The organism is Caulobacter sp. Root1455, assembly GCF_001426905.1.
Lineage (GTDB): Bacteria > Pseudomonadota > Alphaproteobacteria > Caulobacterales > Caulobacteraceae > Caulobacter.
In genome coordinates this window covers 1-24,545 of the sequence record NZ_LMFQ01000024.1, presented here as the reverse complement: position 1 = coordinate 24,545, position 24,545 = coordinate 1, and the positions used below count along the sequence as shown (strand labels likewise).

The 24,545-nt window shown below is 68.6% G+C and carries 25 protein-coding genes; 8 read left to right on the top strand and 17 right to left on the bottom strand.

The genetic code is table 11. The features are described from left to right. Positions 1-24 precede the first annotated feature (24 nt). From ASD21_RS17625 to ASD21_RS17605, 5 genes are all read right to left on the bottom strand, one after another. On the bottom strand, positions 25-597 hold the full coding sequence (locus tag ASD21_RS17625; RefSeq protein ID WP_056444280.1) for a peptidoglycan recognition protein family protein: 573 nt from the start codon (positions 595-597) through the stop codon (positions 25-27). A 102-nt stretch (positions 598-699) separates the two neighbouring features. Continuing rightward, positions 700-1,698 carry a cysteine synthase A gene (locus tag ASD21_RS17620; protein ID WP_056444277.1) on the bottom strand — a complete coding sequence of 333 codons (999 nt, stop codon included), beginning with the start codon at positions 1,696-1,698 and terminating at the stop codon, positions 700-702. Positions 1,699-1,814: 116 nt separating this feature from the next. Then, positions 1,815-2,096, bottom strand: coding sequence for a hypothetical protein (locus ASD21_RS17615; protein ID WP_056444275.1), 282 nt, complete (start codon positions 2,094-2,096; stop codon positions 1,815-1,817). Between the two features lie 165 nt (positions 2,097-2,261). Then, a complete protein-coding gene (locus ASD21_RS17610; protein ID WP_056444272.1) occupies positions 2,262-3,497 on the bottom strand; it encodes an SAM-dependent methyltransferase in 1,236 nt (411 codons plus the stop codon). A gap of 88 nt (positions 3,498-3,585) precedes the next feature. After that, entirely contained in the window at positions 3,586-5,022 is a 1,437-nt protein-coding gene (locus ASD21_RS17605; protein WP_082554874.1) for a cryptochrome/photolyase family protein, read from the bottom strand. Between the two features lie 62 nt (positions 5,023-5,084). Here ASD21_RS17605 and rfaD point away from each other — a divergent pair, with 62 nt between their 5' ends. The 4 genes from rfaD to ASD21_RS17585 all read left to right on the top strand — a co-directional run bounded on the left by rfaD (position 5,085) and on the right by ASD21_RS17585 (position 10,221). Beyond that, the gene (gene rfaD, locus ASD21_RS17600; protein WP_056444266.1) at positions 5,085-6,086 is read left to right on the top strand and encodes an ADP-glyceromanno-heptose 6-epimerase; all 1,002 of its coding nucleotides are present in this window, start codon (positions 5,085-5,087) and stop codon (positions 6,084-6,086) included. A 226-nt stretch (positions 6,087-6,312) separates the two neighbouring features. Beyond that, the gene (locus ASD21_RS17595) at positions 6,313-7,800 is read left to right on the top strand and encodes a hydroxymethylglutaryl-CoA synthase family protein (protein ID WP_056444261.1); all 1,488 of its coding nucleotides are present in this window, start codon (positions 6,313-6,315) and stop codon (positions 7,798-7,800) included. A gap of 12 nt (positions 7,801-7,812) precedes the next feature. Further along, a complete protein-coding gene (locus ASD21_RS17590; RefSeq protein ID WP_056444258.1) occupies positions 7,813-9,015 on the top strand; it encodes an acetyl-CoA acetyltransferase in 1,203 nt (400 codons plus the stop codon). 51 nt (positions 9,016-9,066) lie between these two features. Next, positions 9,067-10,221: a DUF3089 domain-containing protein gene (locus ASD21_RS17585; protein WP_056444256.1), complete on the top strand. Its 1,155-nt coding sequence runs from the start codon at positions 9,067-9,069 to the stop codon at positions 10,219-10,221. A 13-nt stretch (positions 10,222-10,234) separates the two neighbouring features. Here ASD21_RS17585 and ASD21_RS17580 read toward each other — a convergent pair whose 3' ends face one another. The 7 genes from ASD21_RS17580 to tcyJ all read right to left on the bottom strand — a co-directional run bounded on the left by ASD21_RS17580 (position 10,235) and on the right by tcyJ (position 16,417). Then, on the bottom strand, positions 10,235-10,612 hold the full coding sequence (locus tag ASD21_RS17580; protein WP_056444254.1) for a DUF6285 domain-containing protein: 378 nt from the start codon (positions 10,610-10,612) through the stop codon (positions 10,235-10,237). Then, positions 10,609-11,586: a phosphotransferase family protein gene (locus ASD21_RS17575; RefSeq protein ID WP_056444252.1), complete on the bottom strand. Its 978-nt coding sequence runs from the start codon at positions 11,584-11,586 to the stop codon at positions 10,609-10,611. The genes ASD21_RS17580 and ASD21_RS17575 overlap by 4 nt, the downstream gene beginning before the upstream one ends. A gap of 20 nt (positions 11,587-11,606) precedes the next feature. Further along, the gene (gene recG, locus ASD21_RS17570; RefSeq protein ID WP_056444250.1) at positions 11,607-13,682 is read right to left on the bottom strand and encodes an ATP-dependent DNA helicase RecG; all 2,076 of its coding nucleotides are present in this window, start codon (positions 13,680-13,682) and stop codon (positions 11,607-11,609) included. A gap of 146 nt (positions 13,683-13,828) precedes the next feature. Continuing rightward, the gene (locus ASD21_RS17565; RefSeq protein WP_056444247.1) at positions 13,829-14,131 is read right to left on the bottom strand and encodes a hypothetical protein; all 303 of its coding nucleotides are present in this window, start codon (positions 14,129-14,131) and stop codon (positions 13,829-13,831) included. A gap of 63 nt (positions 14,132-14,194) precedes the next feature. Next, a complete protein-coding gene (locus ASD21_RS17560) occupies positions 14,195-14,935 on the bottom strand; it encodes an amino acid ABC transporter ATP-binding protein (protein WP_056444244.1) in 741 nt (246 codons plus the stop codon). Continuing rightward, entirely contained in the window at positions 14,932-15,588 is a 657-nt protein-coding gene (tcyL, locus tag ASD21_RS17555) for a cystine ABC transporter permease (protein WP_056444241.1), read from the bottom strand. The genes ASD21_RS17560 and tcyL overlap by 4 nt, the downstream gene beginning before the upstream one ends. Positions 15,589-15,616: 28 nt before the next feature. Next, entirely contained in the window at positions 15,617-16,417 is an 801-nt protein-coding gene (gene tcyJ, locus ASD21_RS17550; RefSeq protein ID WP_056444238.1) for a cystine ABC transporter substrate-binding protein, read from the bottom strand. A gap of 171 nt (positions 16,418-16,588) precedes the next feature. Between tcyJ and ASD21_RS17545 the strand changes: the two genes are divergently transcribed. Beyond that, positions 16,589-17,773, top strand: coding sequence for a M48 family metalloprotease (locus ASD21_RS17545; protein WP_056444234.1), 1,185 nt, complete (start codon positions 16,589-16,591; stop codon positions 17,771-17,773). Between the two features lie 116 nt (positions 17,774-17,889). On the opposite strand, the gene ASD21_RS17540 is transcribed toward ASD21_RS17545, so the two are convergent. Then, on the bottom strand, positions 17,890-19,005 hold the full coding sequence (locus ASD21_RS17540; protein ID WP_056444231.1) for a beta-ketoacyl-ACP synthase III: 1,116 nt from the start codon (positions 19,003-19,005) through the stop codon (positions 17,890-17,892). 306 nt (positions 19,006-19,311) lie between these two features. Between ASD21_RS17540 and ASD21_RS17535 the strand changes: the two genes are divergently transcribed. Continuing rightward, positions 19,312-19,845 carry a porin family protein gene (locus ASD21_RS17535; RefSeq protein WP_056444228.1) on the top strand — a complete coding sequence of 178 codons (534 nt, stop codon included), beginning with the start codon at positions 19,312-19,314 and terminating at the stop codon, positions 19,843-19,845. A gap of 66 nt (positions 19,846-19,911) precedes the next feature. Here the strand turns inward: ASD21_RS17535 and ASD21_RS17530 are convergent, their stop codons facing one another. Both ASD21_RS17530 and ASD21_RS17525 read right to left on the bottom strand, forming a co-directional pair. Beyond that, a complete protein-coding gene (locus ASD21_RS17530; RefSeq protein ID WP_056444224.1) occupies positions 19,912-20,331 on the bottom strand; it encodes a DUF805 domain-containing protein in 420 nt (139 codons plus the stop codon). A 169-nt stretch (positions 20,332-20,500) separates the two neighbouring features. After that, positions 20,501-20,989, bottom strand: coding sequence for a DUF805 domain-containing protein (locus ASD21_RS17525; protein WP_056444221.1), 489 nt, complete (start codon positions 20,987-20,989; stop codon positions 20,501-20,503). A gap of 179 nt (positions 20,990-21,168) precedes the next feature. Between ASD21_RS17525 and ASD21_RS17520 the strand changes: the two genes are divergently transcribed. Then, a complete protein-coding gene (locus ASD21_RS17520; RefSeq protein WP_056444217.1) occupies positions 21,169-21,585 on the top strand; it encodes a hypothetical protein in 417 nt (138 codons plus the stop codon). Continuing rightward, positions 21,582-22,517 carry a sterol desaturase family protein gene (locus ASD21_RS17515; protein ID WP_056444215.1) on the top strand — a complete coding sequence of 312 codons (936 nt, stop codon included), beginning with the start codon at positions 21,582-21,584 and terminating at the stop codon, positions 22,515-22,517. Before ASD21_RS17520 ends, ASD21_RS17515 begins: the two co-directional genes overlap by 4 nt. On the opposite strand, the gene ASD21_RS17510 is transcribed toward ASD21_RS17515, so the two are convergent. Beyond that, on the bottom strand, positions 22,514-22,972 hold the full coding sequence (locus ASD21_RS17510) for a response regulator (RefSeq protein WP_056444212.1): 459 nt from the start codon (positions 22,970-22,972) through the stop codon (positions 22,514-22,516). The two genes, ASD21_RS17515 and ASD21_RS17510, sit on opposite strands and share 4 nt — an antisense overlap. Before the next feature lie 17 nt (positions 22,973-22,989). Beyond that, positions 22,990-24,033, bottom strand: a complete 1,044-nt coding sequence (locus ASD21_RS17505; RefSeq protein ID WP_235524934.1) for a sensor histidine kinase — start codon at positions 24,031-24,033, stop codon at positions 22,990-22,992. Between the last annotated feature and the right edge of the window lie 512 nt (positions 24,034-24,545).

Below are 24,545 nucleotides of genomic sequence, written 5' to 3'. Positions count from 1 at the left end.
GCCATCCTACGGTTTGAAAAACCCTTAGGGGTGAGCCTCGGTGAGGCTGTGCTCCTGAGCCTCCTGCTCGATCTTGTCCTGAACGCGCTGGATGACCTCGAGCTTCTTGACGTTCTTGCCCGGACAGGCGTGCGTCGTCTTCGGGTCCTCGCGATGCAGGCGCATGGTGTTGGGGTCCAGGCCCAGCACGGCCGAGAGGGTCGCCATGGCGGCCACGACATTGTCGCGCACCTTGGCCCCGCGGCCGGTGTCGAACGCGTCCTTGTCGAAGTCGCCCAGCATCTCGACGCCCAGGGCCACGCTGTTCCAGCTGGGCGAATGGACGCCCGACACGGTCAGGGGCGTGAACACCCAGATCTGCTTGTCGTCGACGAACAGGTGCGGGCCCGCGCTCCATTTCTGATTGTCGCGGTAGTAGGCCTCGAGATTGGCGATGTGTTGCTGGGTCAGGCCCTGCGGGCGCTGGTCCAGGGACGGCACGCCGGTATTGTGGAGCACGATGAAGTTGGGCCGCCAGGTCGACCACTTCAAACTCGCGCAATAGGTTTCGAAAGCCTCGGGCGTGAAGCTCTTGCCGACAATACCCTTCCAAGCCATCAGGCCCTCCCGGTGCGACTTCGAGTCGATCCTGCACCGGGCGGTTGAATTCTGCAACTTTTCGGTCAGTGACGGCGCGACGCCCTCATGCCGAGCTTGGCCTTACATCCAGGGCGGGGTCGGCAGACCCTTCTCGGCCAGGAAGGCGGGGTTGAACAGCTTGCTCTGGTAGCGCGAGCCGTGGTCGCAGAGGATGGTCACGATGGTGTGGCCGGGGCCCATGGCCTTGGCCATGCGCACGGCGCCGGCCACGTTGACGCCGGTCGAGCCGCCCAGGCACAGGCCCTCGTGCCGCACCAGGTCGAAGACCTGCTCCAGCATCTCCTCGTCGCTGATCCGGAACGGAAGGTCGACGGCCAGGCCTTCGAGGTTGGCGGTGATCCGGCCCTGGCCGATGCCCTCGCTTATCGAGGTCCCCTCCGACTTCAGCTCGCCGTCGGCGTACCAGCTGTACAGCGCCGCGCCGTGCGGGTCGGCCAGGCCGATCTTCACCGACGGCTTGCGGGCCCGCAGGGCGGCGGCGACGCCGGCCAGGGTGCCGCCCGAGCCGATCGCGCAGATGAAGCCGTCGACCCCGCCGTCGGTCTGTTCGAAGATCTCGGGTCCGGTGGTCTCGAAATGGGCCTGGCGGTTGGCGACGTTGTCGAACTGGTTGGCCCAGATCGCGCCGTTGGGCTCGGTCCTGGCCAGTTCCTCGGCCAGGCGGCCCGAATAGCGGACATAGTTGTCGGGGTTGGAATAGGGGACGGCGTCCACCTCGACCAGCTCGGCGCCGAGCAGGCGGATGGCGTCCTTCTTCTCCTGGCTCTGGGTGCGCGGGATGACGATGGTGGTCTTGTAGCCCAGGGCCGAGGCGACCATGGCCAGGCCGATGCCGGTGTTGCCGGCCGTGCCCTCGACGATCCGGCCGCCGGGCCGCAGCAAACCTCGCGCCTCGGCGTCGCGGATGATGCCCAGGGCCGCGCGGTCCTTGACCGACTGGCCGGGGTTCATGAACTCGGCCTTGCCGAGAATCTCGCAGCCGGTGGCGTCGCTGGCGCGGTTGAGGCGGATCAGCGGCGTGTCGCCGATAGCATCCAGGACACTGGTCTTTACGGTCATCTGCTCATTCCGGCCGCGCGGGAGGTCGGGATGGTAGATCGTGATGCGCGGCTCACAAGCAAGGCCAGTTTTCCTGAAGGCGTCGCCCGCGGTTTCAGGGTTTGCGAAGGCGGGCTTCAGTCGATCCGCTGGGTGATGATCACGTTCAGCAGGGCCAGGTTGCCGTTGACGGTGGCCGCCGCGCACCAGGCGCCGTGAAGGCCTTCCACCTCGACCAGGTGGTTTTCGATGGCGTCGACCATGATGCCCTCGGCCACGGGGAAGGACGCCTCGCCCAGCAGCTGTTCCTCCTCCAGCTCGCGGCACCAGGCGGCGACCGCGTCGGTCGGCGCGTCGGCCTCGAACTGGGTGATGTAGGTGCCGCCGTGGAAATCCAGGACCAGGGTGTAGAGGTTCATCGGGCCGACCTCGGTTACGCGTTCGCACAGTTTGCGCACACCAGAGGTCGGGACGCGCGCTTCCGTTTGCTAGGGCGTGACAGCCGAAAGTGGATGCCGGTTTCGGCGCCTGTCACGCTCTACGTGTTTGAGCTAGAGCCTTACAGGCTCTAGGGGACGGCTCCGCTAAACCCGGGAAAGCCCCAGCTGGATCACATTGGTGCGTTCGGTCCGGAAGCCGGCCTCGCAATAGCTGAGATAGAACCGCCACAGCCGCCGGAACCGCTCGTCGAAGCCCTGGCCCTTGATGTCGTCCCAGGCGGCCTCGAACCGGGCGGCCCATTCGGCCAGGGTGTCGGCGTAGTTCTGGCCAAAGCGCGTGACGTCGGTCCAGGCAAGGCCGGCGGCGTCGGTCTCCTGGCGCAGGCGGGCCTCGCTGGGCAGCATGCCGCCCGGGAAGACGTAGCGCTGGATGAAGTCGGTGTGGGTGCGATAGCGGGCGAACAGCTCGTCGCGGATGGTGATGATCTGCAGGCCGGCCCGGCCGCCGGGCGACAGCACCTGGCGGATCTTGCCGAAATAGGTCGGCCAGTATTCCTCGCCGACCGCCTCGAACATCTCGATCGAGGCGACGCTGTCGAACTGGCCCTGCACGTCGCGATAGTCGACCAGCCGGATGTCGGCCTTCTCGGCCAGGCCCTGGTCGAACAGGCGCTGCCTGGCGAAGTCGTGCTGGGCCTGGGAGATGGTGATGCCGGTCACCTTGGCGCCGACCTCCTTGGCCGCGAACTCGGCGAAGCCGCCCCAGCCGCAGCCGATCTCCAGCACGTGCTGGCCTGGCTTGAGGGCGATCGACTGGGCCAGGGCCGCGTACTTGGCGCGCTGGGCCTGGTCCAGCGGCTGGCTGGGCGCTTCGTACAGGGCCGAGGAATAGGTCATGCTGGGGTCGAGCCAGCGCGCATAGAAGCTGTTGCCCAGGTCGTAGTGGGCGTGGATGTTCTTGCGCGACCCCTGCCGGTCGTTGCGGTGGAACAGGTGATAGAGCTTGTTGACCGCGTGCATCACCGGGTTGCCGCGCACCAGGGCCGTCAGCCGGTCGAAGTTCAGCGAGAAGGCCTCCAGCACGGCCGACAGGTCGGGTGTGTCCCACTCGCCGGCCATGTAGCCCTCGGCGAAGCCGATGCCGCCGGACGCCAGGGCCCGGCGAATGAAGCGGTAGTCGTGGACATGGATCACCGCCTCTGGGCCGGGCGCCTTGCCGACGATCCGCAGCGGCTTGCCCGAGGGCAGGACGAAGGTGAGGTTTCCCGCCGTCCAATTCTCCACGGCGAGGCGGAGGGCGGTGCGGAAGGCGGCCGGAGCGCGACGCAGTTCCGGATCGCGGGCCGTGGCCAGCCAGGTCGAAGGCAGGATATCGGTCATCGACGGTCCATCCCTAACGCGAGAACGAAAGTAAGAACTCTCGGAACCGACCTGTAAATGGGGGGGACCACCCAGCCGTGCGAGAGACCTAGTCTCCCCTAAGGCTGCGATAGGCCTCAAGCGCGCGTTCGCGCGCCGCCGAATGCCCCACGATCGGTTCCGCATAGATACGCTTGGCGGCCGCGCTTGGTTGCGGTGAAGCTTTCCAGGGCTCATGGATCAGGGCGTCGGGCAGGTCGGCCAACTCCGGAACCCAGCGGCGGACATAGGCGCCGGCGGGGTCGAACTTCTGGCCTTGGGCGATCGGGTTGAAGATCCGGAAATAGGGCGCGGCGTCGGCCCCGCAGCCCGCGACCCACTGCCAGTTGCCGGCGTTGTTGGCGAGATCCGCGTCGACCAGGGTGTCCCAGAACCAGGCCTCGCCCTGGCGCCAGTCGATCAGCAGGTGCTTGACCAGGAACGAGGCCACGATCATCCGGACACGGTTGTGCATGAACCCGGTCGCCCACAGCTCGCGCATCCCGGCGTCGACGATCGGATAGCCGGTCTCGCCCCGGCTCCAGGCCTCGAAGGCGGCGTCGTCGCGGACCCAGGGAAAGCGGTCGAACTCCGGTCGGAAGTTCGCCTTCGGCAGGTCGGGGTCGTGGAACAGGATCGAATGGTTGAACTCCCGCCAGCCGATCTCGGACAGGAACTTATCGACCTGACCCTTGGGCGCGTCGCCGGCCTCGGCGGCGGTGCGGGCCGCGACCCACACCTGGCGCGGGCCGATCTCGCCGAAATGAAGATGCGGAGACAGGCGCGATGTCGCCTCGACCCCGGGCAGGTCGCGCTGGCGGTCATAGGCCTGGACTGGTCCCGACAGGAAATGGTCCAACCGCGCGCGGGCGCCGGCCTCGCCGGGCGTCCACAGGTCGAAGCCCCCGGACCAGTCGGGCTTGGTCGGATGCAGGCCCCAGTCCTCCAGCGACTCGGCGCGCGGCCAGGACTCCGGCGCGGTCAGGCGCTCGGGCGCCGGCTCGAGGTGGACGTGATGCAGCTGCTCGCGAGCGGCCCGCCAGTAAGGCGTGAAAACCTTGTAGGGCTGGCCCGAACCGTTCTTCACCGTCCAGGGCTCGTTCAGCAGGCCGGCGTTGAAGCTCTCGCAGGCGATCCCGTCGTCCTTCAGCCAAGCCTTGATTTCGCTGTCCCGATCGATCGACGCGGCGTCGTACAGCCGGTTCCAGACCACGGCCGCCGCTCCCGTATGGGCGACGACGTCCTCCATCACCGCGCGGGCCGGTCCGCGCCGCAGGATCAACCGCGAGCCGATCGTCCGCAGGGACCCGTCCAGGGCGGCCAGCGACTTGTCCAGCCACCACGCGGTCGCGCCGCCCATCGGGCGCGCGCCGGGCGTCTGATCCAGGATGTAGAGCGGGATCACCGGCCGGCCGGTCGCCGCCGCCGCCACGAGGGCGGGATTGTCGGCCAGGCGCAGGTCGTGGCGCAGCCAGACGATGATGGGGCCGTCCTGATCGATCCGCACGTTCACTCCGACGCCCAACCCAATACCTTGCCCCCACCGCCCCCTGTGCCATAACGCCTGACATGTCCAGACGCGTCATCCTCGTCACCGGCGGCGCCGGTTTTATCGGCTCCAACATCGTGGCCAAGCTGTGCGAGGACGACAGCCTCGACGTGGTGGTCTGCGATTGGCTCGGCGAGGCGGCCGAGAACAAGTGGCGCAACCTGGCCAAGTCGCCGATCGCCGACTTCGTGCCGCCCGAGGACCTGTTCGAGTGGCTGGCCGAACGCGGCGAGGAGGTCGAGCTTGTCATCCACATGGGCGCGGTCTCCTCGACCACCGAGCCGGACGCCGACCTGATCGTGGAGTCCAACTTCGTGCTGTCGCGCGACCTGTGGCGCTGGTGCGCCCTGCACAAGCGCCGGCTGATCTATGCCTCGTCGGCGGCCACCTATGGCGACGGCCAGCAGGGCTTCGACGGCAAGGACGATCTCGACAGCCTCAAGGCCCTGCGGCCGCTGAACGCCTACGGCTGGTCCAAGGCCTTGTTCGACATCTACGCCGTGCGCGAAGCCGCCCGCGGCCACGCCCCGACCCAGTGGGTGGGACTGAAGTTCTTCAACGTCTACGGCCCCAACGAGGACCACAAGGCCGGCATGAAGTCGGTGGTCTGCCAGATCTGGCCCAAGGTGGCGGCGGGCGACGGCGTGCGGCTGTTCAAGTCGCATCACCCCGACTACGAGGACGGCGGCCAGCTGCGCGACTTCGTCTATGTGCGCGACGTGGCCGACGTGGTCGCCTGGCTGGCCAAGAGCCCGCACGTCAACGGCGTCTACAACCTGGGTTCGGGCAAGGCCCGCTCGTTCAAGGCCCTGGCCGAGGCCACCTTCCGCGCCGTGGGCCGCGAGCCCGACATCGACTATTTCGACATGCCCGAAGTGCTGCGCGGCAAGTACCAGTACTTCACCGAGGCCGACATGAGCCGCCTGCGCGCCGCCGGCTACAACGCGCCGATGACCTCGCTGGAGGACGGCGTGGAGGACTATGTGGCGGGGTTCCTGAACACGGATGATCCGTATCGGTAGCTCCGCCGAACGCCCCCTCCGTCACGATGCGTATTCGCATCGCGCCACCTTCCCCGCGATGCGGGTGAGGAGAAGGTCGGCGCGCCATCGGCGACGCGACGGAGGGGGCGTTCGGGCGTCCGCGAATCTCAGATCCCTGACGCCACGTCACACTTGCCGACCCTTTCCGCCGGCGTAAGCTGATCGCCGATAACTCGCCGGGACAGGCGCAGATCGGGAGTGGAACATGGTCGGCATCGCCGCCTGGGGCGCCTATGCGCCGCGCCTTCGCCTCAGCCGCAAGGCGGTGACCGAGGCCAACGCCTGGGTCGCGCCGAACCTGCGGGCCAAGGCCAAGGGCGAGCGGTCGATGGCCAACTGGGACGAGGACGCCCTGACCATGGCGGTCGAGGCGGCCCGCGACGCCCTGGGCCCGGACGACGACCGCTCGGCCGTCGACGCCGTCTATTTCGCCTCGACCACGGCGCCGTTCGTCGACCGCCAGAACGCCGGGATCGTCGCCGCCGCCCTAACGCTGGAAAAGGCCGTCGCCTCGGCCGACGTCACCGGCTCGCAGCGCTGCGGTCTGACCGCCTTGGGCCAGGCCCTGGCGGCGGTGAAGGGCGGGGCGGCCAGGCGCGCCCTGGTGGCGGCCGGCGAGCACCGGCGAGCCCGCGCGGCGTCCAGCCAGGAGCTCGACAACGGCGACGGCGCGGCGGCCTTCGTGGTCACGGCCGAGGGCGGCGCGGCGCGGTTCCTGGGCCGGGGCAGCGTCACCGACGACTTCGTCGACCATTTCCGCGGGGCCGACAGCGACTTCGACTACGGCTGGGAGGAGCGCTGGATCCGCGACGAGGGCATCGTCAAGCTGGTCCCGCCGGCCATTCGGAAGGCTTTGGAGGATTCCGGCCTAAACGCTTCGGATGTCACGCATTTCTGCTTTCCGTCGACGTTCCCCGGCATGGCCGCCAGCCTGGCCAAGACGATCGGGATCGCGCCCGAGGCGGTGCGCGACAACCTGGCCCTGACCCTGGGCGAAGCCGGCTGCGCCCACGGCCCGCTGCTGCTGGCCCATGCGCTGGAGCAGGCCAAGCCCGGCGAAGTCGTCCTGGTCGCCCAGTTCGGCCAGGGGGCCGAGGCGCTGGTGTTCCGGGTCGGGAACGAGGTCGGAAACGCCCGCCCGGCGCGCGGCGTCACCGGCTCCCTGGCCGATCGAAAAGGCGAGGACAACTATCTGAAGTTCCTCACCTTCAATGGCCTGGTCGAATGGGACAAGGGCATGCGGGCCGAGAAGGACAACAAGACGGCCCTGACCACGCTCTACCGGAACCAGGACATGATCCTGGGTCTGGTCGGCGGCCGCTGCCGCGAGACCGGCGTGGTCCAGTTCCCGCGCACCCGCATCTCGGTGGCGCCGAACAATCCCGGCGTCGACACCCAGGAGCCGTACCGCTTCGCCGAGCGCAAGGCGTCGGTCCTCAGCTACTCGGCCGACTACCTGACCTTCTCGATGAGCCCGCCCAACCACTACGGCATGATCGTCTTCGAGGGCGGCGGGCGGATCATGATGGACATCACCGATGTCGAGCCCGGCGAGGTCGACAGCGGCCTGGCGGTCAGGATGGTGTTCCGGATCAAGGACGTCGACGAGAAGCGCGGCTTCGTCCGCTACTTCTGGAAGGCCGCGCCGGACCGGGCGGCGATGGCGGGCGACAGCGCCCTGGCGGCGGAATAGGAGAGAGCGACCATGGCCAAGGGCATCCGCGACAAGGTCGCCATCCTGGGGATGGGCTGCAGCAAGTTCGGCGAGCGTTGGGACGCCGGCCCCGACGACCTGATGGTCGAGGCCTATATCGAGGCCATGGCCGACGCCGGCATCGAGCCCAGCCAGCTGGACGCGGCCTGGTTCTCCACGCACGTGGACGAGCTGGGTACGGGCAAGGGCGGCACGCCGCTGTCGATCGCCCTGCGCCTGCCCAACATCGCCGTCACCCGGGTGGAGAACTTCTGCGCCTCGGGCTCGGAAGCCTTCCGGGGCGCGGTCTACGCCGTGGCGGCGGGGGCCGCCGACATCGCCATCGCCGTGGGCGTCGAGAAGCTGAAGGACACCGGCTACGGCGGCCTGCCGGTGGGCAATCCCGGCACGCTGGCGCCGCAGATCATCCCCAACGGCTCGGCCCCCGGCAACTTCGCCCAGCTGGCGTCCGCCTACCGCGCCAAGCACGGCGTCTCGCGCGAGGACCTCAAGCGGGCCATCGCCCATGTCTCGGTCAAGAGCCACGCCAACGGCGCCAAGAACCCCAAGGCCCACCTGCGCAAGGCCGTCACCGAGGAGCAGGTGCTGAACGCCCCGATGATCGCCGAGCCGCTGGGCCTGTTCGACTGCTGCGGCGTGTCGGACGGCGCGGCCGCCGCCATCGTCACCACGCCGGAGATCGCCCGGGCGATGGGCAAGCGGAACCTGACCCTGGTCAAGGCCCTGCAGCTGTCGGTCTCCAACGGCTATGAGAGCCAGTACAACGGCTGGGACGGCAGCTACTTCCACACCGCCCGCATCGCCGCCGGCAAGGCCTATCGCGAGGCCGGCATCGAGCGGCCGCGCGAGCAGATCTCGATGATGGAGGTGCACGACTGCTTCTCGATCACCGAGCTGGTGACCATGGAGGATCTGTTCATCTCGCCCGAGGGGCAGGGCTGGCGCGACGTGCTGGACGGCTTCTACGACGCCGACGGCGGCCTGCCGTGCCAGATCGACGGCGGGCTGAAATGCTTCGGCCACCCGATCGGCGCCTCGGGTCTGCGCATGCTCTACGAGATGTATCTGCAGCTCCAGGGCCGCGCGGGTGAGCGCCAGTTGAAGGACCCGGTGTTCGGCATGACCCACAATCTGGGCGGCGCGCCGGCCAGCAATGTCTGCTCGGTGGCGATCATCGGGCAGGAAGGGGCATAAGGCTTTCCGCTGCGTCTCGCGCCGCGCGCCAGCTTCGTGTAACCAAGGCCCATGGCCGACCGTTTCAAGGGTTTCAAGCGCTGGATCTTCGCGGGGGCGGTGCTGTTCCTGGCGCTGGTCCTGGCGGCGGCCTTCTACTGGCGCTACGACATCCTGCGCACCACGCTGGACCCCAAGATCCCGTTCCAGACCTACGATCCGCCGCCGGCGCCGAACTACGCCAACCCCGGGGCCTGGGCGCTGCTGCCGCAGCACGGCGTGGCCGGCCGGGGATCGGCCGACGTCTTCTTCGTCCATCCCACCAGCTATGACGGCGGACGCGATTGGAACGCGCCCTACGACCAGCCCAAGGCGGCGCGCGACCTGGCCCGGGTGATGCTGCCCAACTACGCCGCGCCGTTCGCGCGGGTCGGGCGCATCTTCGCGCCGCACTATCGCCAGGCCAGCCTCTACACCTTCCTGACGCTGCGCGACGACGCCCGGGACGCCCGACGCTTCGCCTATGACGACGTCCGCGACGCGTTTCGCCACTATCTGACGCACGACAACGGCGGGCGGCCGATCGTGCTGGTCGGGGTGGAGCAGGGCGGCATCCTCGCCGATCGCCTGCTGAAAGAGGAGATCGCGCCGAACGCGGCGCTGAGGAGCCGTCTGGCGGGGGTCTATCTGATCGAGACCGTGGTTCCGGCCGACGCGTTCGGCCCAGGCGCGGTCGTGCCGGCCTGCGCCCGCCGCGACGAAGCCGGCTGCGTGGTCGCCTGGGCCTCGCTGACGGACGGCGACTTCCAGCGCGTCCAGGAGCTGAACAACCGGTCGCTGGTCTGGAACGGCGGCGACGAACTGGTGACCCTGGATGGTCGCACGCCGCTCTGCGTCAACCCGCTGCTGGGGGCCCGCGACGAGACCCGCGCCCCGGCCAGGGCGAACCTGGGGGCTGTAAACGCCACGGGGTTGGAGTGGGACTCGCGGCCGGCCCTGCTCAAGCGCCAGGTCTGGGCCCAGTGCGAGGACGGCCTGCTGCACACCGGCCGCCCCAGGTCCCCGTCGCTGCGCGACAGCGGCTCGTGGACCGACCGCCGCAAGGTCGACGGCTTCAACCTGTTCTGGGCCGACATCGAGGCGGACGCCCTGGCGCGGGTGGCGGCGTTGAAAAAGCGGACCGATCAGACCCCCATTCCGGGAACGCCTCCGCAGAAGGCGGGATGACGGTGAACGCGATCTAGCGAGCCGCTTCCAACGCCGCCAAGCCAGAATATCCCGGCTGGTCGATGGCGATCTGGTCGATCACGCAGGCCCGCAGATGCGCCAACACCACCGGATCCAACGGCGCCAACCGCCCATCGCCTAGCCGCGCGCAAAGCTCGGCGTTCAGCGTCTTGAAATCGCCCTCTAGGCCCAGCAGGGCGCTCAGCCGCGTCACGGCCGCCGCCTCCGCCGACGGTCCCAGGGCCGCCTCACGCTCCAGCGTCGCGCGGGCGTTGTCGGCGACGCGGGCGATGAAGGCGGCGCGGGCGTCGCCGGCCAAAGTCGCTTCAGGCCCGGCCTCGACGGCGTCCAAGGCCTCGGCCAGTTCGGCGGCGGTGGGATGGGTGATCATGCGGACCGCTCCATCAGCAGGACGAGGTCGATCTCGGTCTCGCTGGCCCGCCGACCGATCATCGCCCGCTCGATCGAGCGGTCCGCGCCGCTGGCGAAGCTGGCGTACATCATCAGGCACATGACGCCCCATTTCAGCGAGCCCAAGGCCTGCCAGAACAGCAGCCGGTCCAGCGACATCGGCGCGCCGCCGGCCGCCGCGTGGCCGTCCAGCAGGTCCTGGTAGTCGCCGAACCCGCCGACGGGCTTGCGCCATTGCCCGAAGCGCCAGGAATTGACGCAGATCCAGCCCAGGTCCTCGGCCGGGTCGCCCAGATGGGCCAGCTCCCAGTCCAGCACGCCGATCAGACCCGCCTCTGGCGAGATCATCAGGTTGCCGTTGCGAAAGTCGCCGTGCACCAGCACCGGCCGCTCCAGCGGCGGGGCGCGACCGGCCAGCCAGCGGAAGGCGGCCTCGAACACCGGCCGCTTCGCGCCCGACTGGCGGTAGACCGCCTCGTAGCGAGCCAGCTCGCTGGCGGCGTCGGAGGTCTCCAGCGGCGGCAGGCCGTCCAGCGGCGTGGCGTGGATCGCCGCCAGCACCTGGCCGCAGCGCCGCGCCAAACCGGGACGGACGCCGGCGAAGGCCTCGTCGCGGACGATGCGCTTGCCCAGGGTCTCGCCCGCCAGCCGCCGCATGACATAGGCCTCGCCTAGGCCGTCGGCGGGTTCGCAGACATGGACGACCTCGGGCACGGGCGCGCCTTGGGGGGAGACCGCGGCGAGCAGGGCGGCTTCGGTGGAAAGCGGCAGGGCGGCGGCGCTCATCGATCCGCCGGGCGGGCGGCGACGCAGGATCAGCGGCGTCCCGTCATCGAGGTCGAACGCCCAGGTCTCCTGACTGGCCCCGCCCGACAGCCGCCGGGCGCCGATCGTGGTCGTCGCGCCGGGCGACAGGCGAGGGGCCAGGGCGGAAAGAGCGGTGGAGACATCCATGGTCGCCAGCCTCCTTCGCCTCACCCAGCGTCATTCAAGGGGGATGCCGCTTTCCAGTCGAACAGCTCTTGCAGCGTCCGCACCGCCTGGCCGCGCGGCGAGGTCAGGTCCGGGTCGCGGGCCAGGATCAGCCGGGCGTCGTCGGCGGCCACGGCGATCAGGTCGCGGTGGGCGACCGGATCGGCCAGCCTGTAGGCCGGGAAGCCGCTCTGCTTGAGGCCCAGCGGGTCGCCGCCGCCGCGCAACTCCAGGTCCTTCTCGGCGATCTCGAAGCCGTCGTCGCTGCGGCGCAGGATGTCCAGCCGCTGCTGGGCGGTCTCCGACAGCGGCGGGTCGTAGAGCAGCACGCACGAGCTCTCGCGGGCGCCGCGACCCACTCTCCCGCGAAGCTGGTGAAGTTGCGCCAGGCCGAAGCGGTCGGCGTGCTCGATGACCATGATGCTGGCGTTGGGCACGTTGACCCCGACCTCGACCACGGTGGTGGCGACCAGGACCGAGACCTCGCCGTCGACGAACGCCTGCATGACCGCGTCCTTCTCCGCGGCCGGCATCTGGCCGTGGACCAGGCCGACGCTGGGGCCGATGGCCTGGCGCAAGCTGGCGGCGCGCTGCTCGGCGTCGCGCAGGTCGATCTTCTCGGACTCCGAGACCAGCGGGCAGATCCAGAAGGCCTGGGCCCCGGCCTGGGCGGCGGCCTTCAGCCGGGCGATGATCTCGGGGATGCGCGGAGTCGGCGCGGCGCGGGTGGCGACCGGCGTGCGGCCTGGCGGCTTCTCGTCGATCCGCGAGACGTCCAGGTCGCCGAACACCGTCAGCTCCAGGGTGCGCGGGATCGGCGTGGCCGACATGGCGACCAGATGCGCGCCGTCTCCCTTTTCCTGCAGGCGCTTGCGCTCGTTGACCCCGAAGCGGTGCTGCTCGTCGATGATCGTCAGGCCCAGGGCCTGGAACGCGACCTCGTCCTGGAACAGGGCGTGGGTGCCCACGGCCACGGCGGCCGAGCCGTCGGCCAGCTTGGCCAGTTTCGACGCCCGGGCCGAGCCTTTGTCGCGGCCGGTCAGCAGGATCACCGCCAACCCCTGCGCCTCCAGCGGCGGGGCCAGGGTCTCGTAGTGCTGGCGGGCCAGGATCTCGGTCGGGGCCATCAGGGCCGACTGCAGGCCGCTGGAGGCCGCGTCGGCCATGGCCAGCATGGCCACCACGGTCTTGCCCGAGCCGACGTCGCCCTGCAGCAGCCGGCCCATCCGCTCGCCGCTGGCCATGTCGCCGCGCACTTCGGACAGGGCGCGGATCTGGGCGCCGGTCAGCTTGAAGGGCAGGGCCTTCTCGACCGCGTCCGACAGCGGGCCGGCGACGATGCGGGGGGCCGGGTGGGCGCGCTTGCCGGCCTTGCGCTGAGCCAGGGCCAGCTGGTGGGCCAGCAGTTCGTCATAGCCCAGGCGCCGGCGGGCCAGAGACATCGGCGACAGGTCGATCTCGGCCTGCGGATTGTGCAGCAGCGCCAGGGCCTCGCGCCAGGCCGGAAAGCCGCTCTTGGCCAGCCAGGCCGGGTCCTGCCACTCCGGCAGGCCAGCGGCGCGCTCGAGGGCCTCCTGGGCGAACTTGCGGAAGGTGCGCGAGGGCAAGCCGGCCGTGGCGGGATAGACCGGCTCGACCGGCGGGATCTCGCCGGCCTTGTCGGCGTCGAGCAGGTAGTCGGGATGGGCGACCTGGATCTCGCTGCCGTAGCGCTCGACCTTGCCGCTGACCGCCCGCTTGGCGCCGACCGGGTGCTGGCGCTCCAGGTGCGGGCCGTAGCCCTTGAACCAGGTCAGGGTGACGAAGCCGTGCTCGTCCCAGGCGCGGATCCGCCAGGGCTGGCCCGCGCGCTGCGGCGGCAGGTGGGCGTCGATGGTCACCAGGAAGGTCTGGACCTGGCCGTCGACCGCGCGGTCCGAGGTGGTGGCCGTGCGGCGGATCAGGCTGGTCGGCGGGGTGAACAGCACGTCGCGGACGATCGGCCCCGCCAGGCGCTCGACCAACGGCGCGACGCGCGGCCCCACGCCCTTCAGCGTGGAGACCGGCGTGAACAGCGGAAAGAGAATCTCGGGGCGCATGCTGACGCCACCATAGCGAAGCCTGCGTCAGTTGTGGACGCCGGGACCGTTCTCTTTTCGTGCTGGATTTTCGGGAGGAAGCTCGACCGTAAGAGGTCGAGCGGATCCCGGGGCGACGCTTCTGTCGGCCGGGAAACCGAAAGGGCCTAGTCGCCCTTGTTCATGACCGGCCGCACGGCCGCCACGATGTCCTGCAGCTCGTCCGAGCGCGAGGCGCCCGAGACGTTCAGGCGGGTGTAGAGGTGTTCGGCCTTGTGCTTCAGAGCGGCCTCGGAGAAGCGGGCGCCGGCTCCGTGCAGATTGTTGGCCTCGCCCGCGTAGATGATGGTTCCGTGCGCGTCGACGAACACGAAATTGCCAGCGATCGTCGTCCGAGGATCGCGATCCTCGGCCAGCTTGTAACGGTAGACGGCGCCCGATGCGCCTTGCAGATCGATATAGGGTTTCACTGGGACCTCGCCTCAATGCACACGGCGTCGGCGGCGAGGAGGTGAGGGGCGCCGGAGGCCAAATTATGACCTAAGGCCGCTCACCTTGCTGAGGAATCGCCGCGTGCGATCTTCCTTAGGCGATCCCAGCACGGCGGCGGAAGGGCCTTGTTCAATTATAACGCCGTCATCCATGAACAGCGTCCGATCGGCCACATCGCGCGCGAACTCCATTTGGTGGGTCACGATGACCATCGTGCGCTTCTCGGCGGCCAGGTCGCGGATCACCGTCAGCACCTCGCCGACCAGTTCCGGGTCCAGCGCCGAGGTCGGTTCGTCGAACAGAATGACCTCCGGATCCATGGCCAGGGCGCGGGCGATGGCGCAGCGCTGCTGCTGGCCGCCGGACAGTTCGCGCGGATAGGCGTCGACCCGATGGGCCAGGCCCACCTTGGTCAGCATGGCCCGAGCCTTGTCGTAAGCCAGGGGCGGCTTTTCGCCGCGCACCACGATCAGGCCCTCGGCGACGTTCTGCAGGGCGGTGCGGTGCGGGAAGAGGTTGAAGCTCTGGAACACGAAGCCGACCCGGCCCTTCAGGGCGCGGGCCAGGGGCGGCTTGGCGCCGGCCGTGACGCCGGCCACGGTCAGGGTCCCGCCGTCGATCAGCTCCAGCCCCGCCAGACAGCGCAGCAGGGTGCTCTTGCCCGAGCCGCTGGGGCCGATGACCGCGACCACCTCGCCGGGCGCGACGGTCAGGTCCACGCCGTTCACCACGGCGGTGTCGCCGAAGCGCTTGATCAGGCCCTTGGCGTCGATCGCGCTCATCGGCGGCCCTCCGCCTGGCGTTCCAGCCGGGTCTGGCCCAGGGCCAGGACGCTGGAGAGGATCCAGTAGAGTGCGGCGGCCGCCAGATACATCGCGAAGATCTCGTAGGTGCGGGCGGTGATCAGCTGGGCCTGGCGGAACAGCTCGGGCACCTGGATCGTCGCGGCCAGGGAGGTGTCCTTGACCAGGCTGATGAAGCTGTTGGACAGGGGCGCGACGGCGGTGCGGGCGGCCTGGGGCAGGATCACCCGACGCAGGGCCTGGCCGCGGCTCATGCCCAACACGCTGGCGGCCTCCCACTGGCCCTTGTCGACGGCGGCGATGGCGCTGCGCAGGATCTCGCCGGCATAGGCCCCGATATTGATCGAAAAGCCGATCCCGGCCGCCAGCAACGGCGGCAGCTGGATGCCCAGCTGCGGCAGGCCGTAATAGATCAGGAACAACTGCACCAGCAGCGGCGTGCCGCGGATCGCCGAGACATAGACCGCCGCCGGCCAACGCAGAAGCCGCGTGCGCGACAGCCGCATCAGGGCCAGGCCGAAGCCGATCACCAGTCCCACGCCCATGCCGATCAGGCTGAGCAGCACGGTGTAGCCGGCGCCTTTCAACAGCAGCGGGGCGGATTGGGCGACGAGGTCGAGGGCGGGGCTCATGCCCTGCCTCCACTCGGAAATCTCATGGTCACTTCGTCACGTCCTGCCCGAACCACTTGATCGAGATCGCCGCCAGCTGGCCGTTGGCGCGCAGGGCCTCGATGGCCTGGTCGATCGTCACCTTCATGGCCGGGTCGCGCAGCATGGCCACGCCCATGCCCTGGCTGGCGAACGGCGGGCCCGAGGCGACGAAGTCGGGCGTGGTCTTGACGAAATCTGCGGCCACCAGCCGGTCGTTGAGCACGGCGTCGATGCGACCGGCCTTCAGGTCCTGGTACTTGGTCGGGTCGTCGTCATAGGTGCGCACGACGGCGGTGGGGGCGTTCTTGCGCAGCCATGTCTCGTAGTTGGTGCCCAGGCCCACCCCGACCCTCTTGCCCGCCAGGTCGGCCGGAGCCGCGATGCCGGTCTGTCCCTTCCTGACGATGATCTGGATGCCCGAAATGGTGTAGGGCCGCGAGAAATCGTACTTGGCCGCCCGTTCCGGCGTGATGGTGATCTGGTTGATGACCACGTCGATGCGCCTGGATTCCAGCGCGCCCAGCAGGCCGGCGAAGGGGGAGGGGTGGAACTCGGCCTTGACCCCCATCTGGGCGGCCAGCGCCTTGGCGAAGTCGACCTCGAAGCCGGCCAGCTGGCCGTCCTTGTCCTGGAAGTTGAACGGCGGGTAGGTGCCCTCCAGCCCGATGCGCAGGGTCTTGGTCGCCTCCACCCGCTTGAGGCCGCTCTCGGCGCCGTCGCCGGCCTTGCCGCCGCAGGCGGCCAGGACGGCCGCCGCCGCGCCGAAGCCAAGGGCGATCAGGAGTTCACGACGAGCGGGGAATCGCATGCGAGCCTCGGAAGACAAAATCATCGGCGCATTTCTATACGCCCCGCGCGCCGCCGCCAGAGGCAAGCGTCGCCGAGGGCCCGCCAAGACCAACCTGACCGCGATTTAACCTGACGGCGGGCTCCCGCTCTGGCTTCCTGCGAGGCCGTGAAGTTCGCCAGGGGGATTCTAGTGGTTCTGTTCGATCCGGCCGCCGCCACCGCAGCCTATCTGGCGCAACTGCCGCCCGAGGCCCACGCCAAGGCCACGGCCTACACCCAGGGCGGCCACTGGCTGCTGCTGTGGGGTTTCCTGGTCTCGGTCCTGGTCTCGTTCCTGATCGTGCGCAGCGGCGTGCTGGTCGGGCTGCGTCGCCGGCTGGAGCGGCGCAAACCCCGGCCGGTGGTGGTCAGCCTGGTGGTCGGCGTCGTCTATCTGCTGGTCGACAGCCTCCTGAGCCTGCCCTGGGCGGCCTATTCCGGCTGGTGGCGGCAGAAGCAGTACGGCCTGACCAGCCAGGCTTTCGTCGGCTGGTTGGGCGAGGCGGCGATCGGCACCGTGATCAGCGCGGTGGCGTTCGGCCTGTTCCTGGCGGCGCTGTACGCCCTGATCCGCAAGACGCCGCGCACCTGGTGGCTGTGGAGCGGCGGGCTGACGGCGGTGTTCATCACCATCATGATGGTGCTGTCGCCGATCTATATCGAGCCGATCTTCAACCACTACACGCCCGCGCCGGCCGGACCAGTGCGCGACCAGGTGGTCGCCATGGCCAAGGCCAACGGCATCCCGGCCGACAAGATCTTCGTCTACAACGGCTCCAAGCAGTCCAACGCCTACACCGCCAACGTCTCGGGCCTGTTCGGCTCGGCGCGGGTGGCGATGAGCGACACCATGTTCAAGCAGGGCGCCGACCTGGCCGAGGTGCGCGGCGTCGTCGGCCACGAGATGGGTCACTACGCCCACTATCATTCGCTGTGGATCGCCGGCGTGATGAGCGTCCTGGCGGTCATCGCCTTCTTCCTGGTCGACCGCCTGTTCGCGCCGGTCGCCGCCCTGATGGGCGCCGACACGGTCAAGGGCCTGGCCGATCCGGCCGGCCTGCCGGTGCTCAGCGTGATCCTGGCGGTGCTGTCGCTGCTGGGAACGCCCCTGACCAACAGCCTGATCCGCATCGCCGAAAGCGACGCCGACCGCTACAGCCTGGAGCACTTCAACGAGCCGGACGGCCTGTCCAAGGCCCTGGTCAAGACCATCGAATACCGCGCCGCGACGCCCGGCCGGATCGAGGAGGTGCTGTTCTACGACCACCCGGCCGTGGGCAACCGCATCCGCCGGGCGATGGACTGGAAGGCGGCGCATCCGAAGGGGGCGCACTAAACGCGGTGCGTCCTTCGAGGCCCGCTACGCGGGCGCCTCAGGATGAGGAGCTTTTCTGTTCTGAGTTCCTCATCCTGAGGTGTGAGCCGTAGGCGAACCTCGAAGGACGCAGTGCATCACCGCTTGCGAACGAACACCGTGCCCGCCGAATAGCCCGCTCCGAAACTGCAGATCAGGCCCGTCTCGCCCGGCGCGAAGTCGTCGTTGGCGGTGTGGAAGGCGATGATCGAGCCGGCCGAGCTGGTGTTGGCGTAGGTGTCCAGGATGATCACGTTCTCGCCAGGCTCGGGATCGCGGCCCAGCACCTTGCGGCCGATCATCTCGTTCATGTTGATGTTGGCCTGGTGAAGCCACAGGCGCTTGAGGCCGGTCGGGTCAACGCCGATGTCGCCGGCGTGCTCGACGATCATCTCGCTGACCATCGGCACCACCTCGCGGAACACCTTGCGGCCTTCCTGCACGAACAGCTTGTCCTTGGCGCCGATCCCCTTGGGGGCCGTGCGGTTCAGGAAGCCGAAATTGTTGCGGATGTTGTTGGAGAACTGCGTCTTCAGCCGCGTGCCCAGGATCTCCCAGCCGCCGCTCGCTTGGCTTTCCTCCTCCAGGATCACGGCCGTGGCCACGTCGCCGAAGATGAAGTGGCTGTCGCGGTCGGTGAAGTTCAGGTGGCCCGAGCAGATCTCGGGATTGACCATCAGCACGGCCTTGGCGCTGCCGGTGGCGATGAAGTCGGCCGCCGTCTTGATGCCGAAGGTGGCCGACGAGCAGGCGACGTTCATGTCGAAGGCGAAGCCCTCGATGCCCAGGGCCTGCTGCACCTCGATGGCCATGGCCGGATAGGCGCGCTGCATGTTCGAGGCCGCGCAGATCACCGCGCCGATCTCGCTGACGGGCTTGCCCCAGCGGGCGATCGCCTGTTTGGCGGCCTCGACGGCCATCTCGGCCAGGATCGAGATCTCTTCGTTGGGCCGCTCGGGCAGGATCGGGCGCATGACCTCGGGGTCGATGATCCCCGACTTGTTCATCATGTAGCGGGCCTTGATGCCCGAGGCCTTCTCGATGAATTCGGGCGAGGAGGGGGCCAGCGCGACGACCTCGCCGGCGGCGATCGCCTCGGCGTTGGCGGCGTTGAAGCGCTCGACATAGGCGTTGAAGGCTTCGACCAGCTCGGTGTTCGAAACGCTGAACGGCGGGGTGTAGAGCCCCGTGGCGACGATGACGGCTTTAGGCAAGGCGGCGGTCCCAGTGACGCTGGCGCGCCCTCCCAAAGGTGGGGGGCGTGTCTTTCGGTGTTGCGCGATCAATAGCACGCCTGACGCGGGCGTCACCTTTCCCCGCGCGGCAGGGAAGCCACACCCCGCCGGTTTCGGCCGGAGGAGGGGGAACAAATCCGCGCCGCCACAATCGCCACGGACGTGTCGAGCGCGACACGCAATGGCCTCAAACGGGCCCGCCAGGGTCCAAAGGCGGCCCCATGGCAAGGCTACAGGTCAGGCCGAGGCGCTCCCCCAGCCTCGCCAGTACCAAGGAGTACAACAATGAAAACTCTCATGTCGGCGGCCGCTCTGGCCGCCCTTTCGGTCGCCGCCGTTCCCGCCCTGTCGCACGCCCAGGACACGGGGGTCTACGGCACCCTCGGCTATGCCGGCTCCCGCGCCGAGGGCGCCGACACCGGCGCGGTGCAGGGCCGCCTGGGCGCCAGGCTGACCCCGCACTTCGGCGTCGAGGGCGAGCTGTCCGGCGGCGTCAAGGACGACAATATCGACCAGGCCGGCGTCCGGTCCAACATCGAGCAGACCCACCAGGCCGCGGTGTATGGCGTGGGCTTCCTGCCGGTGACCCCGAACATCGACCTGATCGGCCGGGTCGGCTACGGCAACAGCCAGTTCAAGCAGACCCTGGCCGGGGTCGAGAACAAGTTCGACGCCGACAGCGTCAACTACGGCGTCGGCGCCCAGTACAAGGTCGACGACAAGAACGGCGTGCGCCTGGACTACACGCGTCAGCAATACCGCGACAACGACGCGGCCGACGCCAACGTGGTGTCGGTGGGCTACGCCCGGAAGTTCTAGGCTCGAGAACCAGAACGAGAGACGCGCGCCTCGTGGAGGGGGCGCGCGTCTTGGTTTTCGGCGGCGCTAGCTGAAGACGCTGGCGGCGGCCTCGCCCGCGCCCTTCGGATCGGCCCCGAACCGATTGGGGCCGGTCGTGCCGGGCAGCAGGTAGAAGACCAGCAGCACCAGGCTGCCGATCACGGGAAGCAGGCCGATCAGCAGCCACCAGGCCGAGCGGTTGGTGTCGTGCAGGCGCCGGAAGGTCACGGCGAGGCCGGGAATCAGCATGCCCAGGCAGAACAGCGAGAACAGGCCGGCCAGCGCGACGCCCACGCCGTTCATCTGGGTGTAGCCGGTCGGTTCGAGATTGCCGGTCACGCCCATAAGGACGAAATAGACGATCTCCACGAGGAAGATGAACAGGCCGAACAGCCAGAACTCCGAGCGACGGGCGCGACCGTTGAACTCCGCGTACTTCTTCAGCGGCTGGAACATCAACGACATCCGAAACTCCCTGAAAAGTCGCCCGCTTCCTGGAGGGCGCTAGACCTTGGGCAGGAAATCGCGCGGCGTAAACACCTAAGGCTGACCTCGCGCCGCGGACGAAGGTCGAGACGCAAATGGCGCGCCGATCACGGCGCGCCATTCTTTTTTCTGTCGATCGCCGTGGATTCTAGACGGCGGGCGGAGCGGGTTCCACGCCCGGCGCGTAGTGGTGGTGGTGCACCACCGCGGGCCCGTTTCCATAGCCCTCGCGCCCCTTGGGATCGGCCCCGTAGCGATTCGGGCCGGGCGTACCGTCGAGCAGGGTGAAGATAAAGACCACGAAGCCGCCGAACGGAATGAAGCTCAGCAGCAGCCACCATCCCGACTTGTCGCTGTCGTGAAGACGCCGGACGCTCACCGCGAGGCTGGGAATGAACAGGCCCAGCCCGACGACGATGAAAAGCAGGCAGATCAGGCCGACCGCGGCGTTCATTGCAGGGTTGTTCGCGGCGCTTTCGGCGCTCGCGCCGCTCACGCTCGCCAGCCCGCCGACCAGGGCGAAAAGGACCATGAAGCCAAACATCAGCAGGACCTGAAGCAAGACGAACAGCCAGTATTCCGACCGTCGCGCGCGGCCTTCGAACTGGGCGTACTTGCGAAGCGCCTCGAACATCATGGTTAGTTTCCCCCGAAAAGCGCGGAACGCGCTTTGACAACTCTACCTGGAACCTATGGTCAGGCTTGGGAGGGGTAAAGCCGATTCCGGCGCCCGCCGCGCCGCGACCGCACGTCGCCCTTGACGCTGGGAGCCCGGAGCGTGACGCTGGCGTCAAGATTTCGGGAGGAAGCGTCGCTTTGGACAAGGCGCTGTTGATTCAACTGCTGGGCTCGGCCGTGGCCGTGAGCCTGCTGGTGGCCATAGCGGCCTGGGCGCGGATTCCACGTCCGACCCCGCCGCTCGGCGCGCGGAGCGCCCGCGCCCTGCTGGCCGAGGAGTTTCCCGACGACCCCGTCGACACCCTGTGGATCGCCGCCGACGGCGCGGGCCTGATCGCCCGCTCGGGCGAGCGGGCCCTGGTCGCCTGGCGCAAGGGCGACGGCTACGTGGCCCGCGACCTGGCCTGGAGCGCGGCCCTGGCGGCCAAGACCCACAACGGCTTCGTCGTCGTGAAGACCGCCGACGGCGCGCCGCGCCTGGCCCTGAAGGACGGCGTCTGGCCGCCGCCGCAGTTGGTTTCCCCCAACTTCGTCTCCGGGGAGGCCGCCGCGTGAAGACCTTCGACCCCGTCCAGCTAGCGATTCCCTTTTTCGTGCTGGCCGTCATCCTCGAGATCGTCCTGGCCCGGATGGGCAAGGCCGACGCTCGCTACGAGGCCAAGGACACCGCCATGTCCCTGACCCTGGGCCTGGGCAGCAGCATCGCCGGGGCCATCCTGGGCGGGGCGATCTTCGCCGCCACGGTCTGGGTGTGGCAGCACCGGATCTTCACGATCCCGATGACCGCGATCTGGGCCTGGGTGATCCTGTTCTTCGCCGAGGACCTGACCTACTACTGGTTCCACCGCATCGCCCACGAGCGGCGGTTCTGGTGGGCCAGTCACGTCAATCACCACACCTCCACCCACTACAACCTGTCGACCGCGCTGCGGCAGACCTGGACGGGCGGAGTGGTCGGCACCTGGCTGCTGTGGCTGCCGCTGTCGTTCCTGGGCTTCCCGCCGGCCATGGTGGCCATCCAGAAGGGGATCAGCCTGATCTACCAGTTCTGGATCCACACCGAGGCGATCAAGCGCATGCCCAAGTGGTTCGAGGCGGTGTTCAACACCCCGTCGCACCACCGGGTGCACCACGCCCGCAACGCCCGCTATCTGGACGCCAACTACGCCGGCATCCTGATCATCTGGGACCGGCTGTTCGGCACCTTCATCCCCGAGGTCGACGAGGAGCCCTGCCGCTACGGGACGGTCAAGAACCTGGCCAGCTTCAACCTGTTCACCAACGTCTTCCACGAGTTCGTCGGCATGGCCAAGGACGTGGCCGGTCATCCCCGCCACGCCCTGGGCTACATCTTCGGCCCGCCCGGCTGGAGCCACGACGGCTCGCGCGACACGTCCCACACGCTGAAGGCCAAGTGGCGGGCACGGCTGGAGCGGGAAGGGGAGGCGGCTTCGCCCTTGAACCAAGAGCCCGCGCCGCGTTCCTAGGCCGCCGGGGCGAGGCCGAAGCCGGCGTCGTCGAACACTTCGAGCCGCTCGGGCCTCGGCAACGAGGCGTCGCCCCCCAGCCGCGCCAGGAGATAGGCCACGGCGAGCACCATGTCGGCGGCGTCATAGGGCTTGGGCAGCGAACCGATCGCCACGGTCTTGGCCGACCTGGCCCGGCTGACCTGCCCGCTGATCAGCAGGACCGGAATGCCCAGCGCCTTCAGATGTTCGGCGAGTTCGATGCCGTCGTCGCGCCCCGCGAGCCTGATATTGACCAGCGCCAGATCCGGCTTTTCAGCCTTGGCGACTTCCAGCGCCTCGGCGTGGCGGTCCGTCAGGTCGAGGACCTTGTATCCCGCGTCGTGCAACTCGTCGCGCAGGATCATCGCCACCAGCGCCTCGTCCTCGACGATCATCAGGGTCTTGTCTGTCTTGCCGTTTTGCCGCGCGGTCATGGTCGTTCCTCTCGTGGTCAGCCGCGGATCGCGTTGGGCTTGGGACGGGCCGCCGCGAGCGGCTCGCCGGCCGTTTCGGGCTCGTCCTGCACCAGGGCGATCTGGGTATGCTTGATGGAAACCTGGGTCCCAGGATGCTCCGGCGTTACTTCGACCGAGGCGTTCAACTGTCCGGCCAGCGCCTTGACGATGTTCGTGCCCAAACCCGTTCGCCTTGGCGTCGCCAGCGACATGCCGACGCCGTCGTCGCGCACGCAGAGGACCCAGTTGGGTCCATGGAAATTGTAGTCGACCGTGATCTTGCCGGACCGCCCATCGGGAAAGGCGTGTTTCAGCGCGTTGATGACCAGTTCCGTGACGATGAGACCCAGGCTCACCGAGACCCTGGCGTCGACCACCCCTTCACCGCCCTCGACGGTCAATGAAATCTGGTCGACGTCGCCGATCATCGAAGTCGCGATGTTTTCGCAAAGGTTCCTGAAATAGGCCTGCACCTCGATGTCGCCGTCTTCGGAGGTGGACAGCAGCCGTTCGAGGGCGGCGACGGACATCACCCGATGGTGGGCGTCCTTGAGATGGCCGCGCGTCTCGTCCGACCTAGTCTTTCGCGCATTCTGCAGCAGGACGCTGGCGATGATCTGCAGGCTGTTGGCGACCCGGCGCCGGACCTCTTGCAACAGCACGCTGTTTTCATGCAGCGCGTCTTCCTTCGACACGGCGTCGGCGCGCATGTCGGTCACGTCCGACACCGCGACGAGGATGCGCGTCTGCTCGAGATCCAGATAGGTCAGCCGCCTGGCCTGAACGATGAGGTGGCGAACCGGACGCCGGGGCCGGTCGAGATCGATGTCGCGGGCGCCCGGGGTCCCTTCACCGGCCAGGGTCGCGGTCATCAGGGACCTCAGCGCCGGACTGTCCCATTCGCCCGCGTCCAGAGCGTAGAGCGGTTGGCCCGTCAGCTCCGCCGCATCGGCGCCGAAGACCTCGCAGAACGACGTGCTCGCCGCGATGACGGTGAGTTGGCCGTCCAGCAGCAACAGCGGCGCGGGCGAAGAGGTCACGACCGCCAAGGTCAGGCTCAGGGCCACATCTTCGGAAGTCGGGTTTCGAGCAGGCATGGTCAGCCTTCGGAGGTACCGGAGGCTCGCGGAGCGAAAGCCAGGGGCCGGGAGGTCGCGAGGCCGAAACAGACGTGAAAGGACGACGGCTCGGGATGGGTCGCGTGAGTTCATAACGGCTGTCTGACCCCGAGGTTGCGCCTGACCTCGGCCGCTCCGCCCGGCCAGGCTTCGTTCACTATCGATGGCCGGCGCCTGGGGTCGCTGGTCGCATGTGACGGTTGGTTTCGAGAGGCCAATGCACCAGGCGGAAATGTCCCCCGGAGGGGTTCAAAAACTTATCCCCATCGCTCCCGGTGTGTTTCCCCAACGAAAACAACGTCGAAAATCGACTTGTCCTCCCTCTCTCGCGCTGCCGCATAATCAGACCATCTCGAGGCGATGGGGAGGGCGCTAAGGCCTGCGACCTTCGCGGCCTTGGGGTGCGGTCGAGCGGGCGCGCTCGTCGGCGGGGG

What these genes read in the sequence shown, in the direction of transcription:
- ASD21_RS17580 (WP_056444254.1), bottom strand. Translation starts at nt 10,612, where the DNA reads ATGATCACCCATCCCACCGCCGCCGAACTGGCCGAGGCCTTGGACGCC.
- ASD21_RS17590 (WP_056444258.1), top strand. Translation starts at nt 7,813, where the DNA reads ATGGCCAAGGGCATCCGCGACAAGGTCGCCATCCTGGGGATGGGCTGC.
- ASD21_RS17610 (WP_056444272.1), bottom strand. Translation starts at nt 3,497, where the DNA reads ATGACCGATATCCTGCCTTCGACCTGGCTGGCCACGGCCCGCGATCCG.
- tcyJ (WP_056444238.1), bottom strand. Translation starts at nt 16,417, where the DNA reads ATGCGATTCCCCGCTCGTCGTGAACTCCTGATCGCCCTTGGCTTCGGC.
- ASD21_RS17620 (WP_056444277.1), bottom strand. Translation starts at nt 1,698, where the DNA reads ATGACCGTAAAGACCAGTGTCCTGGATGCTATCGGCGACACGCCGCTG.
- ASD21_RS17525 (WP_056444221.1), bottom strand. Translation starts at nt 20,989, where the DNA reads ATGATGTTCGAGGCGCTTCGCAAGTACGCCCAGTTCGAAGGCCGCGCG.
- ASD21_RS17560 (WP_056444244.1), bottom strand. Translation starts at nt 14,935, where the DNA reads ATGAGCGCGATCGACGCCAAGGGCCTGATCAAGCGCTTCGGCGACACC.
- ASD21_RS17625 (WP_056444280.1), bottom strand. Translation starts at nt 597, where the DNA reads ATGGCTTGGAAGGGTATTGTCGGCAAGAGCTTCACGCCCGAGGCTTTC.
- ASD21_RS17615 (WP_056444275.1), bottom strand. Translation starts at nt 2,096, where the DNA reads ATGAACCTCTACACCCTGGTCCTGGATTTCCACGGCGGCACCTACATC.
- tcyL (WP_056444241.1), bottom strand. Translation starts at nt 15,588, where the DNA reads ATGAGCCCCGCCCTCGACCTCGTCGCCCAATCCGCCCCGCTGCTGTTG.
- ASD21_RS17530 (WP_056444224.1), bottom strand. Translation starts at nt 20,331, where the DNA reads ATGTCGTTGATGTTCCAGCCGCTGAAGAAGTACGCGGAGTTCAACGGT.
- ASD21_RS17510 (WP_056444212.1), bottom strand. Translation starts at nt 22,972, where the DNA reads ATGACCGCGCGGCAAAACGGCAAGACAGACAAGACCCTGATGATCGTC.
- ASD21_RS17575 (WP_056444252.1), bottom strand. Translation starts at nt 11,586, where the DNA reads ATGGATGTCTCCACCGCTCTTTCCGCCCTGGCCCCTCGCCTGTCGCCC.
- ASD21_RS17535 (WP_056444228.1), top strand. Translation starts at nt 19,312, where the DNA reads ATGAAAACTCTCATGTCGGCGGCCGCTCTGGCCGCCCTTTCGGTCGCC.
- rfaD (WP_056444266.1), top strand. Translation starts at nt 5,085, where the DNA reads ATGTCCAGACGCGTCATCCTCGTCACCGGCGGCGCCGGTTTTATCGGC.
- ASD21_RS17585 (WP_056444256.1), top strand. Translation starts at nt 9,067, where the DNA reads ATGGCCGACCGTTTCAAGGGTTTCAAGCGCTGGATCTTCGCGGGGGCG.
- recG (WP_056444250.1), bottom strand. Translation starts at nt 13,682, where the DNA reads ATGCGCCCCGAGATTCTCTTTCCGCTGTTCACGCCGGTCTCCACGCTG.
- ASD21_RS17595 (WP_056444261.1), top strand. Translation starts at nt 6,313, where the DNA reads ATGGTCGGCATCGCCGCCTGGGGCGCCTATGCGCCGCGCCTTCGCCTC.